The sequence below is a fragment of the Pseudomonas massiliensis genome, from assembly GCF_000826105.1.
Classification (GTDB): Bacteria; Pseudomonadota; Gammaproteobacteria; order Pseudomonadales; family Pseudomonadaceae; genus Aquipseudomonas; species Aquipseudomonas massiliensis.
Genome location: NZ_CCYK01000007.1, coordinates 1,923,026 through 1,938,989, shown reverse-complemented (window position 1 = coordinate 1,938,989; position 15,964 = coordinate 1,923,026). Strand labels below are relative to the sequence as shown.

Below are 15,964 nucleotides of genomic sequence, written 5' to 3'. Positions count from 1 at the left end.
TCGGGTCGCTGGGCTGCCAGCGGCCCGGGCTTGTGCATGTCCCTCGGCGCGTCAGGAGGCGATCAGGCTACGGATGCGTCGTGCCAGACTGTCCACGGAGAACGGCTTGGTGAGCACATGCATGCCGTCCTGGGGATTGCCGTTTTCGAAGACGCTGGACTCGGCGTAGCCGGTGATGAACAGGACCTTCAGGTCGGGCCGTCTTACTCGGGCGGCATCGGCCATCTGCCGGCCGTTCATGCCGCCCGGCAGGCCCACGTCGGTGATCAGCAGGTCGATCTTCAGGCTCGAATTGAGAATCTGCAGACCCGAACGGCCATCCGCGGCTTCTACCGCGTGGTAGCCCAGGTCCTCCAGTACCTCGGTGATCATGATGCGCACAGTGGGTTCGTCATCAACGATCAGCACGGTTTCGCCGACTTCGGCCCGCGGAGGTGCGCCCATGGGCAGCGTAGGAACCTCCTGGACCTGCCCGCTGTGGCGCGGTAGATACAAGGTTACGACGCAGCCGCGACCTGGCTGGGAATGGATGCGTGCCTGTCCGCCGGACTGCCGAATGAATCCGTAGATCATCGACAGGCCCAGGCCTGTGCCCATGCCGATGGGCTTGGTAGTGAAAAAGGGCTCGAAGGCCTTGGCCGCCACTTCGGGCGCCATGCCCGTGCCGGTGTCCGATACCGCCAGCGCCACATATTCGCCGGCCTCCAGGTCGAAGGTCTGGGCGCCGCGCTCATCGATGCTGCGGTTGCGGCTGCTGATGGTCAGGGTCCCGCCGTCAGGCATCGCGTCTCGCGCGTTGATGCACAGGTTGAGCAGTGCGTTTTCCAACTGGTGGGGGTCGATCAGCACGTTCCACAGGTCAGTGCTCAGGTCGCTGATGATGCTCACCGATGGCCCCATCGTTCGGGAGATCAATTCTTCCATGCCCTTGACCAGGCGATTGACCTGGGTCGGCTTGGGCGCCAGCGTTTGTCGGCGGGAAAACGCCAGAAGCCGGTGAGTCAGCGCGGCGGCCCGTCGGCTGGCGCCCTGCGCGGCATTGATGTAACGGTCCAGATCCTGGGTGCGACCCTGGGTGATGCGGCTTTGCAGGAGTTCGAGGCTGCCGGAGATTCCCGTCAGCAGGTTGTTGAAGTCATGGGCGATGCCGCCGGTGAGCTGGCCCACCGCTTCCATCTTCTGTGACTGCCGCAGCTGCTCTTCCGAGCGCAGCAGCTCCCGTGTGCGTTCGGCCACCAGTTGTTCGAGCCGCGCGTTGAGCTGTTGTAACTGGTGTTCGGCCCGGCGTCGTTCGATGGCGGTGCGGGTACGTTCGCCCAGTTCGCGTGTGAATTCGATATCCTCCTGGCTCCAGCTTCGCGGGTGGGCGCTGTCGGCGAACATCAAGGCCACCAGGCGCGCGTCCTCCATCAGTGGCACATTGAGGAAGGCCCGCGTCTGGTAGCGTTCGAAACGAGCGGGGTAGGGGATGCGCGAGTCATCCAGGACATCCGTGACCGCGATCGACTTGCCCGTCATTAGCTCATCAACGTAGGTACCCAGGTCATGCAGGTTATGCGGGCCAACCAGGGACGGGCGCCCATCGCTGGACCAGTCTCGCTGAACGTCCACCGTGCCGGAATCTGCGGATATCAGGCAGTAGCCGGCGCGGCTCGCCTCCAGCACATTGCCCAGGATCTCGGCGGCCACGGCGGCGATGTCATCCGGTTCATCGAGGCCACGGAGCTGGTCGCTCAGATGCAGCAGCCCCTCTCGCCGCTGAGCCGCGCGGCGCAGTTCGCTGACGTCCTGGAAGATCACCATGAAGCGGTCTCCAGGCAGCGGATGCAGGCGGCCTTCATACCAGCGGCGCACATCGTCGAGGGGGCGGATAAAGGGGCGGGACTGCCCGCTTTCAGCTACCCGTGCCGCGTCGACGATCCAGCCTGGTGCCAGGTTCGGGAACAGTTCGCGCAGGGTACGGGCGCGCACGCCCTCCGCTGGACGGCCGAGCAGGGCGCAGCAAGCCGGGTTCACGTCCAGGAAACGCCAGTCGATGGCCTGGCCAGCGTCATCCCGGATGACTTCGGCCAGGGCGAAGGCCTCGTCGAAGTGTTCGAACAGGCCTCGCCAGTGGCGCTCGCTCTGCTCCAGGGCCTGTTCGGCGAGGCGCCGCTTGGTGATGTCGGTAAAGAGGATGGCGACCCGATGCTGCGAGGGCTCACCGATACGGGCTGCCTGCACCATGAAATGGCGCCCCATGGCCCTGGCTTCGTTTTCGAATTGCGCGGGCTCGCCAGTGAGGGCCACCCTGCCATACATCTCGAACCAATGGGCATCATGGTCCGGTACCAGGTCTCGCATCCAGCGACCTTCGGCCTGAGTCAGGCCGGTATGGGCTTCGAACGCGCGGTTGACGCTGAGAAAACGGTAGTCATTGGCCTGACCCCTGTGATCGAAGCTGACTTCGATGATACAGAAGCCGATCTGGCTGGCATCGAACACGTCACCCTTGAGCGCGCTGACTTCCGCGCGCAGCGTGGCATTCTCCGCCAGGAGCTGATCCCGAATCCCTTGCGCCGCGCGTACGTCCATAGGCTTCAGTGGCTGTGCTTTAGCGGGATGCGTTCCCGGGAGTCGGTGGGCCCGCTGTCCTGGCCTACCATTTCGTCGTACACGGCCGGCTGAACCACGAAGAGTTCGACCTGGTCGGGAACGTCCATCAGCAGCTTGCGGGCTTCATCCACAGAGGCGACATGGACCGTGTCGTCCTTGTCGTTGAGTACCCGCTGGGATGCGCCATCGACCACGGCATGGAGAGTGTAGGAACCCCCTTCGACCGAGACCAGGTTCAGTTCCTGCACGGTACCGGCCTTTACCTGGCCTGCCAGATCTTTCAATTTCATCGTGTTGCCTCCTATGGGTGCTTCTCCATTCGAGGCAAGGGCCGTTCGTGAGTTCAGTGTAGCCTCCATGCCCAACGTGGCCAGCTCACAAGGCAAGGCTTGAGTCATTCGTAGGGCAAGGAGGGAGAGTTTGGCCAGGTGCATGCCGGACTCCTTTCCATGGTAGCGGCGATGGCCCGGTCATTGTGCAGGGTAAACGGGCCGTCGGCTAGCCGTGGCGTGGAGAAAAGCGAATCGGCCAGGGATGGCAGGCCGGCCGGCGCCTGGTGTTCGACAGGCACCGGCCAGCGCGGTGACGCAGTAGGTGGCTGGCTAGTAGTAGCGATCGATCAGATGTACCCCGTTTGCTTGCCTGGCGGTCTGCCATTCCTGCTTGAGGGTGTGCAATACACGACTCACGAACTCTCGGTCCGCCGCGGCCTTGCGTCCCACGTAGCCCAGGCCGCGCCTGTAGGTCCGCAACCTCGCCCGCATGCTGGGGCGCTTGGTTTCGAAGTCCGCCTCGCCAACATGAGGCGACAGGCCTTCCACATGGACCTGGCCGGACTTGCAGATCCAGAGGATATGGCTATCGTTGCGATCCTTGCGCTTGGCCAGCAACTGAGCCAGCTGATCGATGGTGGGTTCGTGGTTCAGATTCATATTCATAGTCCCTTGACCGCTCGTTGGTCTGTCTGGTGTATGGTTTGAACCTGATGTAGCAAGCGGTATATGGCACTACACACGAATCGCGGGCGCAGGGCTTGACGCAGCTCGAAGGGCTAACGGGGCGAAGGAAAAGGGCCCACAAGAGCTCGAACATGCGCCAATGCCGGTGCCCGGATGCGGGCGCGACGCATAAGCCGTTTCATTCTGCCTTGTGGGCAGGTACATCAGGAACAGCCCGGCGGCTCGCCGGACAGGCACAGAGTCGTAAACCTGCTCTCCCGATCAGGGAGACGGCCTAACTATGCAAAAGGCCAGGCGCGCCGTCAACGATTTTGTAGTGATAGTTTTCATGCACTACATATTGTCGTACAATAGGGCTCGCTATTGTTCGCCAGGCTTCAGCAATGGGAGCAAGGCATGGCGCAGTGGCGCGGGCAGGCCGGCAAGCGGTCGTCGGGCGCCCGCATCCACGTACACATGAATGAACTCTCCCTGGGCCGCCGGCTGCTCGCTTCCTTGAACGAAAACCCCCAACTGGTAGCGAACGCTGCTGGTGCCCAGGCTGCCCACGCGCAATCCGATCTCCAGCTCCTGTGGGAAAGCCACCGAGGCGAAGTAGTCGCAGTGGGTATGCACCACAAGGCCTACCCATTCAGCGTCCGGCCCCAGCAGGCCGCGCTCGAGCAGCAGGCGGTTCACCGCGCTGTCGAACCAGCTGTAGTAAACGACATTGTTGACGTGCCCGTAGCAGTCGTTGTCCGCCCAGCGTGTCTGAACAGGCTGCCAGTAACTGAAAGCGCTACGAGGAAATGGTTGGGCTCGGTCTATCATAAAGGGGCCTTGTCTGCGTTCTTTGCTGCATCAGGTTAGTCGCTCAGGGGGCCCGGACAAGCCAGAAAGTGCCGACGCTGAGCGGCAGGGCCAGGCAAAGGTCGGCCTTTCGTCGCCTGCCATGGCAAACTCGGCCGTGAGCATGGCGGCCAGTCTCCGGCTGTGCCAGCTTGAATATACCGGCGGGGGCGCAGATCGCCGCCGGACAAGCCGTTTTCATTAAAGTAGGGTTACCTCGATGTCCGACCTTGAGCTTGCCGCTGCCGCTGCCGCTGCCGCTGCCGCTGTTGATCTTTCCCTGCCAAGCAAGGCGTATCAGCGCCTCGATGAGTTTAGCCATTCCTATGACCGGGGCTCGGGCACGAACCAGGGGCATCCTTCCTATACCGTGGACGAGGCCGCGGCCCAGATAGACCGCTTCGGCTACCGTTTCAAGGATACGAACGCTGACGGTACGGTAACCCTTACCTATAGCTTCACCCAGGTGAAACCCGCCAATTTCGATACTCACCTGGGCGAATTCATTGCCTTCAATGCCCAGCAACAGGCCCAGGCGAAGCTGGCGATGCGTTCCTGGGCCGACGTGGCGAACATTACCTTCACCCAGGCTGCCAGCGGTGGCGAGGGGCATTTGTCCCTGGCCAGTTATTCGGTGTCCAGCGGCGAGGCGGCCTTCGCCTACTATCCTACCAATGGCGCCCGGGACGGCGAGTCCTGGTACTGGGTCAGCGATGAGTACCAGTACAACGCCCAGGCCGGCCTCAACAACTACGGCGGACAGACGCTGGTTCATGAAATCGGGCATAGCCTTGGCCTGGGGCATCCGGGCGACTACAACGCCTGGAACGGCATCCTCAGTTACCGGGATGACGCGGCCTATGCCGAGGATTCGCGCGCCTACAGCGTCATGAGTTACTGGGATGAATCCAATACCGGGCAGGACTTTGAAGGCGCCTATGCGTCAGCTCCGCTGATGGACGACATCGCTGCCATCCAGCGCTTGTATGGGGCGAACGAAAACACCCGTGTCGGAGGCACCGTCTACGGCTTCAACTCGAACAGCAACCGCGCGGAAACCACGGCTACTTCGGCGTCGAGCGAATTGATCTTCTCGGTCTGGGATAGCGGTGGGGTGGATACCCTGGATTTTTCCGGCTACAGCATGAACCAGCGCATCGACCTTCACGCTGCCAGCTTCTCGGACGTGGGCGGGCTGGTAGGCAACGTCTCCATCGCCCAGGGGGTGACGCTCGAAAGGGCGATCGGTGGGGCAGGCAATGATTACCTGATCGGCAATGACGTGAGCAATACACTGACGGGTAATGCGGGCAACGACCTGCTGGCCGGCGAGGGCGGCGCGGATAAGCTCTGGGGTGGCGCGGGCGCGGATATATTCGTCTACTTCGCTCAGTCCGACTCAACGGCGGCATCGGCAGACCGTCTGATGGACTTTACCAGCGGGGAAGACCGCATCGACCTCTCCGGCCTCGCAGCTGTCGATGGTAGCCCGATCCATTTCAGCAACACCCTGGACGGGGCCGCCGGGGCGGCGGTGCTGCGCGATGCCAGTTATGGCACCCGGCTGTCAGTGGACTTCAATGGAGACCATACGGCCGATTTTGTCATCAAGATCCTCGGGGAAGCTCATAGCAGTGACTTCCTGGTCTGATGGCATCCGCACCTGGACAACCAGGCTGATCATGCTGGTCCCGCTGTGCATGACCGGCGCATGGGGCAGCAGCCTCGCGCCGGCCAATGCTACGATCATCGCGGGCACCTGGCGCATAGTGCTGGAGGGGCAGGGGCAGGCGTGCATGTTGCATCTGGCCCGTGATGGCGCGGCTGCCGGCGATCCGGCCGGGTGTGAGGTCAAGGCCTTGGGGCGCGTGGGCGTGGTTCGATGGCGGAGCAAGCCAGACGGCCTGGCGCTGGTCGACGGTGAAGGGCGGACCCAGTTGTTTCTCAGCCCGATCCCTGGGGGACGCTACCAGGGTTACACTCGGCAGGAAGCGTCCGTTGTGCTGGAGCGCCTGGCGCCGTAACGGCACTGGCGCTACTTCAGTTCCTGGGCGAAACGGTTGACAGCATCCAGCACCTGGCGCGCGCCGTCCTGAATGTCGACGATCACCTCCCCGGCCTGGGTGGCCAGGGTCAGGCCCTGGACGGCTTGCTCGTTGCTCACGCCCATACTGCGGATGGCTTCATCCACCAGTTTCTGATTCTGCTGTACCACCGTCACAATCTCTTCCGTGGCGGCGCTGGTACGGCCGGCCAGCTGCCTGACCTCGTCAGCCACCACGGCAAAGCCCCGCCCCTGTTCCCCAGCCCGGGCCGCTTCGATGGCGGCATTGAGCGCCAGCAGGTTGGTTTGTGCGGCGATACCGCCGATGGTCTGCACGATCGTGGTAATGGCCACGGATTGTTTGCCGATGGCGCCCATGACTTCGGTGGCATCGCGCAGGTCCGAGGAGATGCGCTCCATGGTGGCGACGGTCTCGCTGACGACGCTGGCCCCTTGGCGCGCGCTGACGTCCGTGCGCCGCGAAATGTCATGGGCTACAGTGGCCGCGTCACGCACTTCGACTTCACGATTGACCTGGTCAGTGATCAAGGTCGCGAACTTGACCACCTTGCAGAGGCGATCCTGAGTGTCATAGACCGGGTTGTAGGTAGCCTCCAGCCAGACCTCTTTGCCTCGGCTGTCCATTCGACGGAAACGTCCGGAGACGAACTCCCCACGATTGAGTTGCGCCCAGAACGCTTGGTAATCAGGGGATGTCACTTCATCGGAGAAGCAGAAGACCTGATGGTGCTTGCCGCGTATCTGCTCGGCGGTATAGCCCATGGTGCGCAGGAACTGATCATTGGCGGTGACGACAGTACCGTCGGTCTGGAACTCGATCACCGCGGTCGAGCGCAACAGTGCGTCAATGAACGCGGCGTTTTCCTTGTTGCGCTCCTGCTCGGCGCTGACATCAGTGCCGTAGCCTTCCACGTGCAGGAGCTTGCCATCGGAGCCGCGTACCGGCTGCCACTGGAAGCGCAGCCAGGCGAGGCTGCCATCAGCGCGCAGGAAGCGGTAGTCGTCGGCGACCATTTCACCCTTGGCCACAGCCGCACGGAAGTTGTGATAGCAAGGCAGGTTCTTCACATAGGGCGGAACGATCTCGGCCATGGGCCGATCTTGCAGACGGTCGGCGGTATATCCCAGGGCGCGCGTGAAACGCTCGTTGAACGTGACCATGCGAAATTCCGCGTCCAGGGTCACGGCGATCATGCCGGCGCGCATACCATCTTTGAGTTGACGCAACTGCGCCAATTCGATGGCCTGGTCTTGCAGCTGTCGTTTGAGGTGTTTGTTGAACATAAAAGGGTCACTCCTGTGCATGGCCAGGCTATCGGCAGGCACAGGAGTTCTTTAGGCAAAACCCGGTTTTCGTGATCCAATCGCCATAAAACCTTGTAGCGCTGCCTCAGCGCCGTTGCCCGAAGGTGGCATCCCGCGTATTGACGTAGAGCGCATACAACGAATGCGAGCTTGTCATGAACAACCGATTGCCGGCAGCGCCGCCAAAACAGAGATTCGGGCAGCGCTCGGGCAAGTGAATATGCCCGATGGCCTTGCCTTGCGGATTGAATACGCGTACCCCGTCAAGTTGCTCGGGCTTGGCTTCGCGTGCCCCCGTGCTACCCCAGCCGCACCATAAATTGCCGTCTTCGTCGCACTTGAGTCCGTCGAGCGCGCCGTAGTCCAGCCCTTCGATGTGCTTGCGACGATCGCCCAGCGTACCGTCCGGGTTGACGGCGTAGGCCCATACCAGTCGGTTGGGCTTGGCCCGTCCTTCGACCACGTAGATTGTTTTCTCATCCGGCGAGAAACACAGGCCGTTGGGGCCGGAGAAGTTTTCAATCACCCGAGTCACTTCAAGTGTCTTGCCATCGATGCGATACACCGCATCCGGCAATTCAGGTGTGATCTTGTGGCCTTCATAGTTGTTGCCGGTCTGGAAGGGTGGGTCGGTGAACCAGATAGATCCGTCCCGCTTGACCACCACGTCGTTGGGAGAGTTGAAGCGCTTGCCGTCGAACCGCTCCGCCAGCACGGTTGTGCTGCCATCCGGTTCCGTGCGGGTGACGCGGCGGCCTTCGCTACCCGTGGTGCTGCCCTCGCATACGATAAGGCGTCCCTGGAGGTCCCGCGTAAGGCCGTTGGAAAAGTTCGAGTTGTATCGGTACACCCCCAAGGAATCGCTGATCTCATCCCAGCGCATGATGCGGTTATTCGGTACATCGCTGAACAGAAGGTATCTGCCATCGCCAGACCAGACCGGGCCTTCAGGCCAATGCAGTCCGCTTGCCAGGCGCTCGACGCCGGCATTGAAGATCCGATAGGCCATGAAGCTGTCGTCCAGGATCTCGATCAGCGGGTCCGGATAACGCTGGCTCAACGCCTCGGCGGCGTCAGCATTGCGAGGAAGCAGCCCAGCCCCTGCGCTGGCTGCCGCCACCGCCAGGGTGTGCTTCAGGAAACGACGGCGCGAGCTTTTCTGAGGGGGCGAAGGGGCATCTACGGAGTCATGCATCGGTAACCTCTGCTGTTGTTTTTATAAGCCACACAACACTAGCACAGGTTATACGATGTCCTATCTGGCCATAGAAAGACCAGTCATTCGCTGGCACTGCCGGGTCCGGTTCGGCTCTTTTCCGCCGGGGCCAAGTCATCCAGCAGTCCCAGCGCGCGGCTGCGCAAGAGGCTGCCAGCCTGGAAATAGCTCATCACCGTATTGACGCTGCGGTGTTCAGTCATTGCCATTACTTCGCCAAGTGGTACGCCCTGACGGCCCGCCTCGGTAACGAAGCCCGAACGCAAGCTATGGGCCGCCCAGTCGCCAGCGAGCCCGGCCAGCCGGGCCCGACGCTGAACGATGCGCGCCACCTGATCCGCCGATAGGCCGGCGCTGCCCACCCGACCGCCTTTGTGTACCCGTCGAAAGAGTGGCCCGACGTCAGCCGGCGCCGCTGCCAGCCAGGCGGTGAGCGCAGTGGCGGCAGGGCCGGCCAAGGGTTTCTCCCGACGCAGCCCGCCGGTATTTGTCTTGGTCACGCCCAAGGCATAGAGCCAGGTATTTTCGTCCAGGCGACGCAGATCGGTCACTTGTAATCCCACTACTTCCGAGCGACGACGACCACCGCCGCTCCAGGCCAATAGCAACAGGGCGCGATCGCGTATGCCGCGCACGCCGTCGGTACAGGTGGCGAGCATCGCTTGCAGCGATTCGCGGGCCACGGCGGTTTTCTTGCGCACTTCACGGCCGTTGCGCACCTGGGCCTTATGGGCATCGCGCAGCAGTGTCCTCAGCGCGGCGCCTTCAGTAGGGCTCGGCCAGCCCTTGAGTTGATGCCATTTGCCAAGTACCGCCAGGCGATGGCGCACCGTGTTGTGACTCAGGGGGCCGGGTCTGGCCTTGACTCCCGCCTGTACAAGGGCTTGGTCCACTACCGGCGGAAGAAGATGCAGCCATTGGCCCTCGCTCGGCCGTGCCAGATGATCGAGTACGAACTGCATTGCCACCTGTTCCGGCACCGGACTGTCATGGAAGCCACGGCCGTAGCGCAGTCGCAGCCAGCCCTCCCAGTACGCTACCGCCGACTTGTAACTGCGCAAGGTGTTCGGTGCCGTTCCTGCGGCGACGAAGCCGGCAATCGCTTCCTGAGCCTTGGCGTCCAGCTCCATGGCCTGGAGAGGCTTTGAATCAGCTTCGAAAACGGTTATCGTATTATTCATTACGTCCAACGTAAAATAATTAACGTTTGGCAATTAATGAGTCGGATAATACTTCATTATCAGACCTAATATAATGGGGGTGGGGGTGTGGCGGTAGGGGTTCCGGAAGAAGAGGTCTATGCCGCAGCTGACGCAGTGCTGGCACGAGGGGAGCGCCCAACGGTGGAACGGGTGCGCCTGGAGCTGGGCCGGGGCAGCCCCGCGCGGGTCGGGGCCTTGCTCGATCAATGGTGGGACCGTCTCGCCCAGCGGCTGCGTGGCGAGACCCGCTTGCCCGCCTTGCCGAGCGAGGTGTCGGAGGCGTTCGTTGCGGTATGGCGTCACGCTATCGGCTTGGCCCAGGCAGTCGCTGAACAAACCCTGGAGCAGCAACGGCAGCTCCTGGCCCAGGAGCGGCTGCAACTGGCTGAAGCCGAGGATCAGGCCAGGCGAGAGGTGGCCGGCGCACGGCAACAGGTAAATGCGGCCGAGTCGGCGCGTCGTTCTGTAGAGACCCGCCTGACAGATCTGGAACGCTTGCTGGAAGAGCGACAGGCGCAGATCGACGATCTGCATGCTCAGCGTGAAGCGCTGCAGCAAGGACAAGCGCTTGCCGCGCAACAGGTACAACAGATGCAGGCCGCCCTGGACACCGCCCGGCTCCAGGCCGAAGAAGCCCGCCTGACACAGGAGGCCTACGTGCGGGGCCTAGAGGAACGCGCCCATCGAGAGGTCGATCGAGCTCGCGAAGAGAGCAAGGCCCGCGCGGCAGAGTTGAAGGAGGCGCGGCTGCAACTGGCTGATCTCCAACAGCGCCAGGCCGCGATCCTTGTGCAAATGACGGAAGCCCAGCAGCAGGCGGTGATTGCCCAAGGCCAGGCCGCACAAGCGCGAGAGGAGCGCCTTCAGCGCGTAATGGAAGCCGAGCACGCGCAGACGGCCCTACAGGCACGCCTGAGCCAGGCGCAGGAAGCCCTGGAAGCGGCTCGTCGGGAGGCAGCCGTGCAACACGCGCGCGCCGATACGCTGCAGGCCCAATTCAGCCAGCTAAGTGAGCGGCTGGCCCGGCGCAAGCCGGCCAGCCCGCGTTCGGGTGGCTAGCACGCACTAGCACTGGCTACCCAAAACGCCGGACAATGGCTGCAAGCTATCAATTCACCTGGGGGACCTATGGCACGTGGCGGTATCGATAAGGCATCGGTGGACAAGGCGCGCAAGGCGCTCTTGGCCAAGGGGCAGAACCCTAGTATCGATGCCATTCGGATCGAGCTGGGCAACACCGGGTCCAAAAGCACCATTCACCGCTACCTCAAGGAGCTGGACCAGGCTGAAGGAACCCTGGCCGAAGGCATGGGCAGCATCAGCGACACGCTGAGCGAACTGGTCGGCGCCTTGGCCCAGCGGCTGCATGATGAAGCCCAGGCGCGCATCGACACGGCCCAGGAAGCGTTCGATACACACCGGGCTCGTCTGCAAGGTACCTTGAACGACCAGGCCGAGCGACTTGTCCAGCTGGAGCGGACTCTCGCCGATCGTGACCTGGCCTTGGCCGGCGCCGGTGAACAAATCGCGCGATTGCAAGAAACCATTCAGGCTGCCCGCCTGGACAATGCGCGGTTGAGCCAGGCCCGAGAGGACTTGCAATCCCGGCTCGCTGACCAGCAAAGTCAGGCAAGCGCCTGGGAGGGCAAGCATCAGCAGGCCGTGGAGGCGTTGCGGCAGGAACGGCTGGACAGCCAGGCACTGTGTGAGCAGGAGCGGCGCCATCATGAGGCGATTGCGATGGGCTTGCAGGAAGAGTTGCGGCAGGCTCAGGCCGGGCTGAAGGCGGTGCAGGAGACACTTACCCAGCGGGACAGCGACTCTCGCCACCTGCGCACAGCGCTGGAGCAGGGTGAGGCGCGGGAGCAAGAAGCACAAGCTCGTATCGCTGCGCTTCAGGGAGAGTTGGCCCAGCTGGCAGCGCTGCGAGGTCAGGCCGAAGGCTCGCGGGATGCGCTAAGCCAGCAGTTGGCGCAAGAACGTGAACAGGCCAGGGAGGCAGCGGCAAAGCAGCTGGCGCACACCGGCGAACTGGCTGAAGCGCGCGCGCGTATCGGCTGGCTCGAGCAAGCCCTTGCTCAGGCGCATGCCGAAGCACAAGCGCAGCGTGCCAGGAAAGGTTCGAAGCCCTGAGGCAGAAAAAAGAGCCACCGCGCCATGGGTGCGGTGGCCAACTTATCACCAAAGGACGAAGGAGAGAGGCGCCGGACGGCGGGGGGTATTTGCCGACGACCTCAGCTTCGGGGTAAACCTTAACACCGATCGATCGCCCTGCTGAATCAGCCGTGTTGATAGCAGTTATCGGTCGTATGCATGGATTGCGTTAGTAATGACTGGCATCGAGCAGGCAAAACTCTGAAGAAAAATTGTTTCAAAATCAGTAAATTAAGATCATTCCGATACAACTGGATACAGGTGCGACCTAAAGTGCCTGCCTGTTCTACGGCAAGCCTTCGGCACGGGAAGCATGATCCCGGGTTTCTCCGCTTCGGTCTTCAGGCTAAGCTCTGAAAACAGGAGCTGTCCCGAGCCAAGCCTTCCGGCGAACTTCCTTAAGGAGCGCCTTCAGGGCACCATGAACCGAAAGTTTCGAGGCTTGGCAGCATGAGAGATTCCGCACCTGTACCGCGCACTCAGGACAGTCCCATCCCAAGGCCGGCCCAAGCGCCAGTTTCGCCAAGGTGGTTCGCATGAAGAAATATGCGGCCCCACTGCGCCTGATGCTGCTGGATGACCACGAATTCATCCTCCATGGCATGTCGCACCTGCTTGGCAACCAGTCCGACCTCCGCGTTCTGAGCACCCATACCAATAGTCATTCGCTGCTGGCCGCGTTGCGTGCCAACGAAGTGGACATGGTGGTCATCGATTACGCCCTGAGCCCTGGTGAAGTCGATGGCCTGAACCTGATAAAGGCCATTCGCACCCGGTATCCAAAGGTGGCGGTGGTGGTGATTTCCTCCCTGCACACACCGGCCACGGTCGCGCTATCGCTGCGTTGCGGCGCTACAGGGTTCGTGGGCAAGGAACTCGGCGCCCAGGAACTGCTCAAGGCCATTCGCACCGTGGCGGGTGGCGAGATCTACCTGCACCCTGACATGGAAGGGGAACTGCTGCGCAACAATGTCGCTACCTTGCCCCTGGCGGCTCAGGACGACACGGAAACCCCGCCCGCCGCCGCATTGGTTTCCACTCATTCATTGACCCCCCGTGAACGCGAGGTGTTGCGCTGCTGCCTGGACGGTCTTTCGGTGACGGCCATCGCGTCCAAGTTTTCTCGCAGCATCAAGACGATCAGCGCTCAGAAACAGTCGGCCTATCGCAAGCTCGGCCTGCGTACGGACCACGAGTTGTTCAAGATCAGCTCACAGCTGGAAGGCCGGTAAGGTGTTCCGGTTGTGCGGCTGGCTAGCGGCCGCCATTCTCTGCCCCAGCGTGGCGAGCGCGCAGCTGTTCACGGAGCAGGAGCAGGCGTGGATACGCGAGCACCCGGTAGTCCGTTACGCCATTGATCCCTACTGGCCCATGGAGTACCGCGACAACAAGGGTCGGCACCAAGGCCTGACCCGGGAATACGTCGACTATGTGCAGAAAACCACGGGGCTGGTTTTTCAAGAGGTGCCCAGCCCGAACCTTCAGCACAGCCTGGACATGATCGGGCGCGGCGAGCTGGACCTGTTGCCGGCCGTATCGACGCACCTTCTGGATGATGAATTCGGCCATCGCCTGCTCTATAGCGACCCCTATTTTGTCGGGGCTTCGGTCATCATCACCAAGGCGGCCAGCCCCATCGCCTACAGCCCGGCCAAGCTGGAAGGTCAACTGGTGGCCGTAAAGCGGGGCGGCAATTATGAACGCTACCTGAGCCGACACTATCCGGGCATCCATCTGTTGTTGCTCGACGAAGCCGAGGATGCCCTCGCCGCGGTAGACGAAGGCACCGCCGACGCGGTCGTTGGCCTCGATCAGGCGCTACGGCCCTTGGTGCGACGCAAGTACTTCGATCAACTGCACCTGTCCGGCGTGATTTCCGAAATGCCCGCGGTCATCGCCATGGGCATTTCACCGCGCCAGCCTGTGCTCAAGGCGATCATCGACAAGAGCCTTGCCACCCTGACCTCCCGAGGCACTGACCAGATGCAGGCCCGCTGGATCGCGCAGACGGATTTTGGCGCGCCCTCGTGGTCGACCCTGTTGCGTTACTATCGCGGCGAGCTGCTCGGGCTGGCGCTGTGTGTACTGTTGCTGGTGTTGTTCGCTCGCAATGCTACTCGGGCCCGCCGCGAGGCCCAGCGCAGCGAGGAAGCCAAGTCGGCGTTCCTGGCGATGATGACCCACGAGGTCCGTACACCGATGAACGCCATCCTGTCGTCCATCGAGCTGCTAAGGCGCACGCCCCTGCAAGCGCGACAGGAGCAATTGGCAAGCCTGGCGGCATCTGCCGCTGGAAACCTGCTGGAGTTGCTCGATGATGTGCTCAGTCTGTCCCGCTTGCAGGCTCGCCAGGTTCAACTCGACCCGCAACCGGCCGAACTCTGGGCCCTGGCCGAAGCTGTCGCCGACATTCATCGCCTCGGCGCGAACCAGAAGGGCGTCGCCCTGGGGTTCGTGCACGAAGGGCCCGCACCGGCCCTGGTGCGCATCGACCCCGTGCGTACCCGCCAGATCCTCAACAACCTGCTGTCCAACGCGGTGAAGTTCACCCATCAAGGGCGGATCGAATTGCGCATGCGCCTCACCTTGGGCGCCATGCCATGCCTTCATGTGGAGGTCGCTGACACCGGTATCGGCATCGACCCGCAACGCCAGGTCCAGGTATTCCAGCCATTCGTGCAAGCCGAGAATTCCACCAGCCGCCGCTACGGGGGCAGTGGCCTGGGGCTGGCCATCTGTAAAGACCTGGTCGCCCTGATGGAAGGCGATATCGGCTTGCGTAGCCAGACGGGCGAGGGGACGACCGTCTGGTTCAGGGTACCCGTGCAGTGGCTGGGCGATCAGAAAGAGCCTGGCAATTCGGCCGAGCTGCCCGCGGATGACGTCGCGGCAGTTTCCAGCCAGACGGAGCGCAAGATACTGCTGGTCGAAGACCATGTGGTGAACCAGCAGGCCATCAGCCTGCAGCTCGAAGCCCTGGGCTATGGCTGCGAGATTGTGGCCGACGGGCCTGCTGCCCTGGCCAGGCTGGAACAGCAGCCACTCTTCGACGCCATCCTGATGGACTGCCACTTGCCTGGCATGGATGGTTATGAAGTGACCCGGCGGATTCGCGAGCTGGAGCGGCGGGCAGGCCGGCGGCGCACCCCCGTGCTGGCCATCTCGGCGGCCACCGATGATGCTCATCGTGAGCGGGTCTTTGCCAGTGAAATGGATGGCAGCTTGGGCAAGCCCTTGCGTCTGGCTGAGCTGGAGTCACTGTTGGACCTCTGGATCTGCGAGCCGGCCTCCGACCTCTCCGGTGTAGCCTCGGTGGACAACCGGCTCTTCCAGGTATTCATCGACAGCACCGAGGCGGACCTGCTTGGCCTGGCGGCCGCGCTGGAGGCCGGCGACGCCGCGCAGGCAGCCCACCAGGCACACCGCATTCACGGCGCGGCGCTGATGGTGGGCGCCAATGAGGTCGCAAGCCTGGCGGCATCTCTTGAGGCATCCTTGGCCGAGCCTGGCGGTGGCTCCAGCGGCCCACAGCCCCTGGATGCGCTGCGTGCCGCTTTGCGCCGGTACAGGAAGGTCAGCCCGACGGAGCAGGTGTCAGCCAGCGAACGGCTGTGATCTCAGACTACGGTCGCGGCGCCCC

General features: G+C 62.6%; 12 protein-coding genes and 2 pseudogenes. 6 read left to right on the top strand and 8 right to left on the bottom strand.

Annotation, left to right across the window (positions count from 1 at the left end; all coding sequences use genetic code 11):
- Window positions 1-51: 51 nt before the first annotated feature.
- From BN1188_RS19585 to BN1188_RS19570, 4 genes are all read right to left on the bottom strand, one after another.
- A complete protein-coding gene (locus BN1188_RS19585) occupies window positions 52-2,574 on the bottom strand; it encodes an ATP-binding protein (protein ID WP_052469393.1) in 2,523 nt (840 codons plus the stop codon).
- A 5-nt stretch (window positions 2,575-2,579) separates the two neighbouring features.
- The gene (locus tag BN1188_RS19580; RefSeq protein ID WP_040263300.1) at window positions 2,580-2,885 is read right to left on the bottom strand and encodes a DUF6482 family protein; all 306 of its coding nucleotides are present in this window, start codon (window positions 2,883-2,885) and stop codon (window positions 2,580-2,582) included.
- 312 nt (window positions 2,886-3,197) lie between these two features.
- A complete protein-coding gene (locus BN1188_RS19575) occupies window positions 3,198-3,527 on the bottom strand; it encodes a hypothetical protein (protein ID WP_040263298.1) in 330 nt (109 codons plus the stop codon).
- A gap of 387 nt (window positions 3,528-3,914) precedes the next feature.
- Window positions 3,915-4,364, bottom strand: a complete 450-nt coding sequence (locus BN1188_RS19570; RefSeq protein WP_040263293.1) for an acyl-CoA thioesterase — start codon at window positions 4,362-4,364, stop codon at window positions 3,915-3,917.
- 238 nt (window positions 4,365-4,602) lie between these two features.
- Here BN1188_RS19570 and BN1188_RS19565 point away from each other — a divergent pair, with 238 nt between their 5' ends.
- Both BN1188_RS19565 and BN1188_RS19560 read left to right on the top strand, forming a co-directional pair.
- Entirely contained in the window at window positions 4,603-6,033 is a 1,431-nt protein-coding gene (locus BN1188_RS19565; protein WP_040263291.1) for a serralysin family metalloprotease, read from the top strand.
- Window positions 6,017-6,406, top strand: coding sequence for an AprI/Inh family metalloprotease inhibitor (locus BN1188_RS19560; RefSeq protein WP_157395826.1), 390 nt, complete (start codon window positions 6,017-6,019; stop codon window positions 6,404-6,406). Before BN1188_RS19565 ends, BN1188_RS19560 begins: the two co-directional genes overlap by 17 nt.
- Before the next feature lie 11 nt (window positions 6,407-6,417).
- Here the strand turns inward: BN1188_RS19560 and BN1188_RS22405 are convergent.
- The 4 genes and pseudogenes from BN1188_RS22405 to BN1188_RS19545 form a co-directional block, all read right to left on the bottom strand.
- A pseudogene (locus BN1188_RS22405) lies at window positions 6,418-6,855 on the bottom strand (methyl-accepting chemotaxis protein); the annotation flags it as partial.
- Window positions 6,856-6,960: 105 nt separating this feature from the next.
- Window positions 6,961-7,731 (bottom strand): annotated as a pseudogene (locus tag BN1188_RS22400) (PAS domain-containing protein); the annotation flags it as partial.
- 106 nt (window positions 7,732-7,837) lie between these two features.
- Window positions 7,838-8,947: an SMP-30/gluconolactonase/LRE family protein gene (locus BN1188_RS19550; RefSeq protein WP_040263284.1), complete on the bottom strand. Its 1,110-nt coding sequence runs from the start codon at window positions 8,945-8,947 to the stop codon at window positions 7,838-7,840.
- Window positions 8,948-9,030: 83 nt separating this feature from the next.
- A complete protein-coding gene (locus BN1188_RS19545; protein ID WP_052469392.1) occupies window positions 9,031-10,149 on the bottom strand; it encodes a site-specific integrase in 1,119 nt (372 codons plus the stop codon).
- Between the two features lie 87 nt (window positions 10,150-10,236).
- On the opposite strand from BN1188_RS19545, the gene BN1188_RS19540 reads away from it, so the two are divergent.
- The 4 genes from BN1188_RS19540 (at window position 10,237) to BN1188_RS19525 (ending at window position 15,939) form a co-directional block, all read left to right on the top strand.
- The gene (locus BN1188_RS19540; RefSeq protein WP_040263281.1) at window positions 10,237-11,229 is read left to right on the top strand and encodes a DNA-binding protein; all 993 of its coding nucleotides are present in this window, start codon (window positions 10,237-10,239) and stop codon (window positions 11,227-11,229) included.
- Between the two features lie 69 nt (window positions 11,230-11,298).
- Window positions 11,299-12,303, top strand: a complete 1,005-nt coding sequence (locus tag BN1188_RS19535) for a DNA-binding protein (RefSeq protein ID WP_040263279.1) — start codon at window positions 11,299-11,301, stop codon at window positions 12,301-12,303.
- A 557-nt stretch (window positions 12,304-12,860) separates the two neighbouring features.
- The gene (locus tag BN1188_RS19530; protein ID WP_040263277.1) at window positions 12,861-13,556 is read left to right on the top strand and encodes a response regulator; all 696 of its coding nucleotides are present in this window, start codon (window positions 12,861-12,863) and stop codon (window positions 13,554-13,556) included.
- A 1-nt stretch (window position 13,557) separates the two neighbouring features.
- A complete protein-coding gene (locus BN1188_RS19525) occupies window positions 13,558-15,939 on the top strand; it encodes an ATP-binding protein (RefSeq protein WP_052469391.1) in 2,382 nt (793 codons plus the stop codon).
- Window positions 15,940-15,964 lie beyond the last annotated feature (25 nt).

Bases quoted from the DNA above. Each gene is read 5' to 3' on its own strand.
- BN1188_RS19545 (WP_052469392.1), bottom strand. From the start codon at position 10,149: ATGAATAATACGATAACCGTTTTCGAAGCTGATTCAAAGCCTCTCCAG.
- BN1188_RS19565 (WP_040263291.1), top strand. From the start codon at position 4,603: ATGTCCGACCTTGAGCTTGCCGCTGCCGCTGCCGCTGCCGCTGCCGCT.
- BN1188_RS19570 (WP_040263293.1), bottom strand. From the start codon at position 4,364: ATGATAGACCGAGCCCAACCATTTCCTCGTAGCGCTTTCAGTTACTGG.
- BN1188_RS19530 (WP_040263277.1), top strand. From the start codon at position 12,861: ATGAAGAAATATGCGGCCCCACTGCGCCTGATGCTGCTGGATGACCAC.
- BN1188_RS19535 (WP_040263279.1), top strand. From the start codon at position 11,299: ATGGCACGTGGCGGTATCGATAAGGCATCGGTGGACAAGGCGCGCAAG.
- BN1188_RS19550 (WP_040263284.1), bottom strand. From the start codon at position 8,947: ATGCATGACTCCGTAGATGCCCCTTCGCCCCCTCAGAAAAGCTCGCGC.
- BN1188_RS19580 (WP_040263300.1), bottom strand. From the start codon at position 2,885: ATGAAATTGAAAGATCTGGCAGGCCAGGTAAAGGCCGGTACCGTGCAG.
- BN1188_RS19575 (WP_040263298.1), bottom strand. From the start codon at position 3,527: ATGAATCTGAACCACGAACCCACCATCGATCAGCTGGCTCAGTTGCTG.
- BN1188_RS19585 (WP_052469393.1), bottom strand. From the start codon at position 2,574: ATGGACGTACGCGCGGCGCAAGGGATTCGGGATCAGCTCCTGGCGGAG.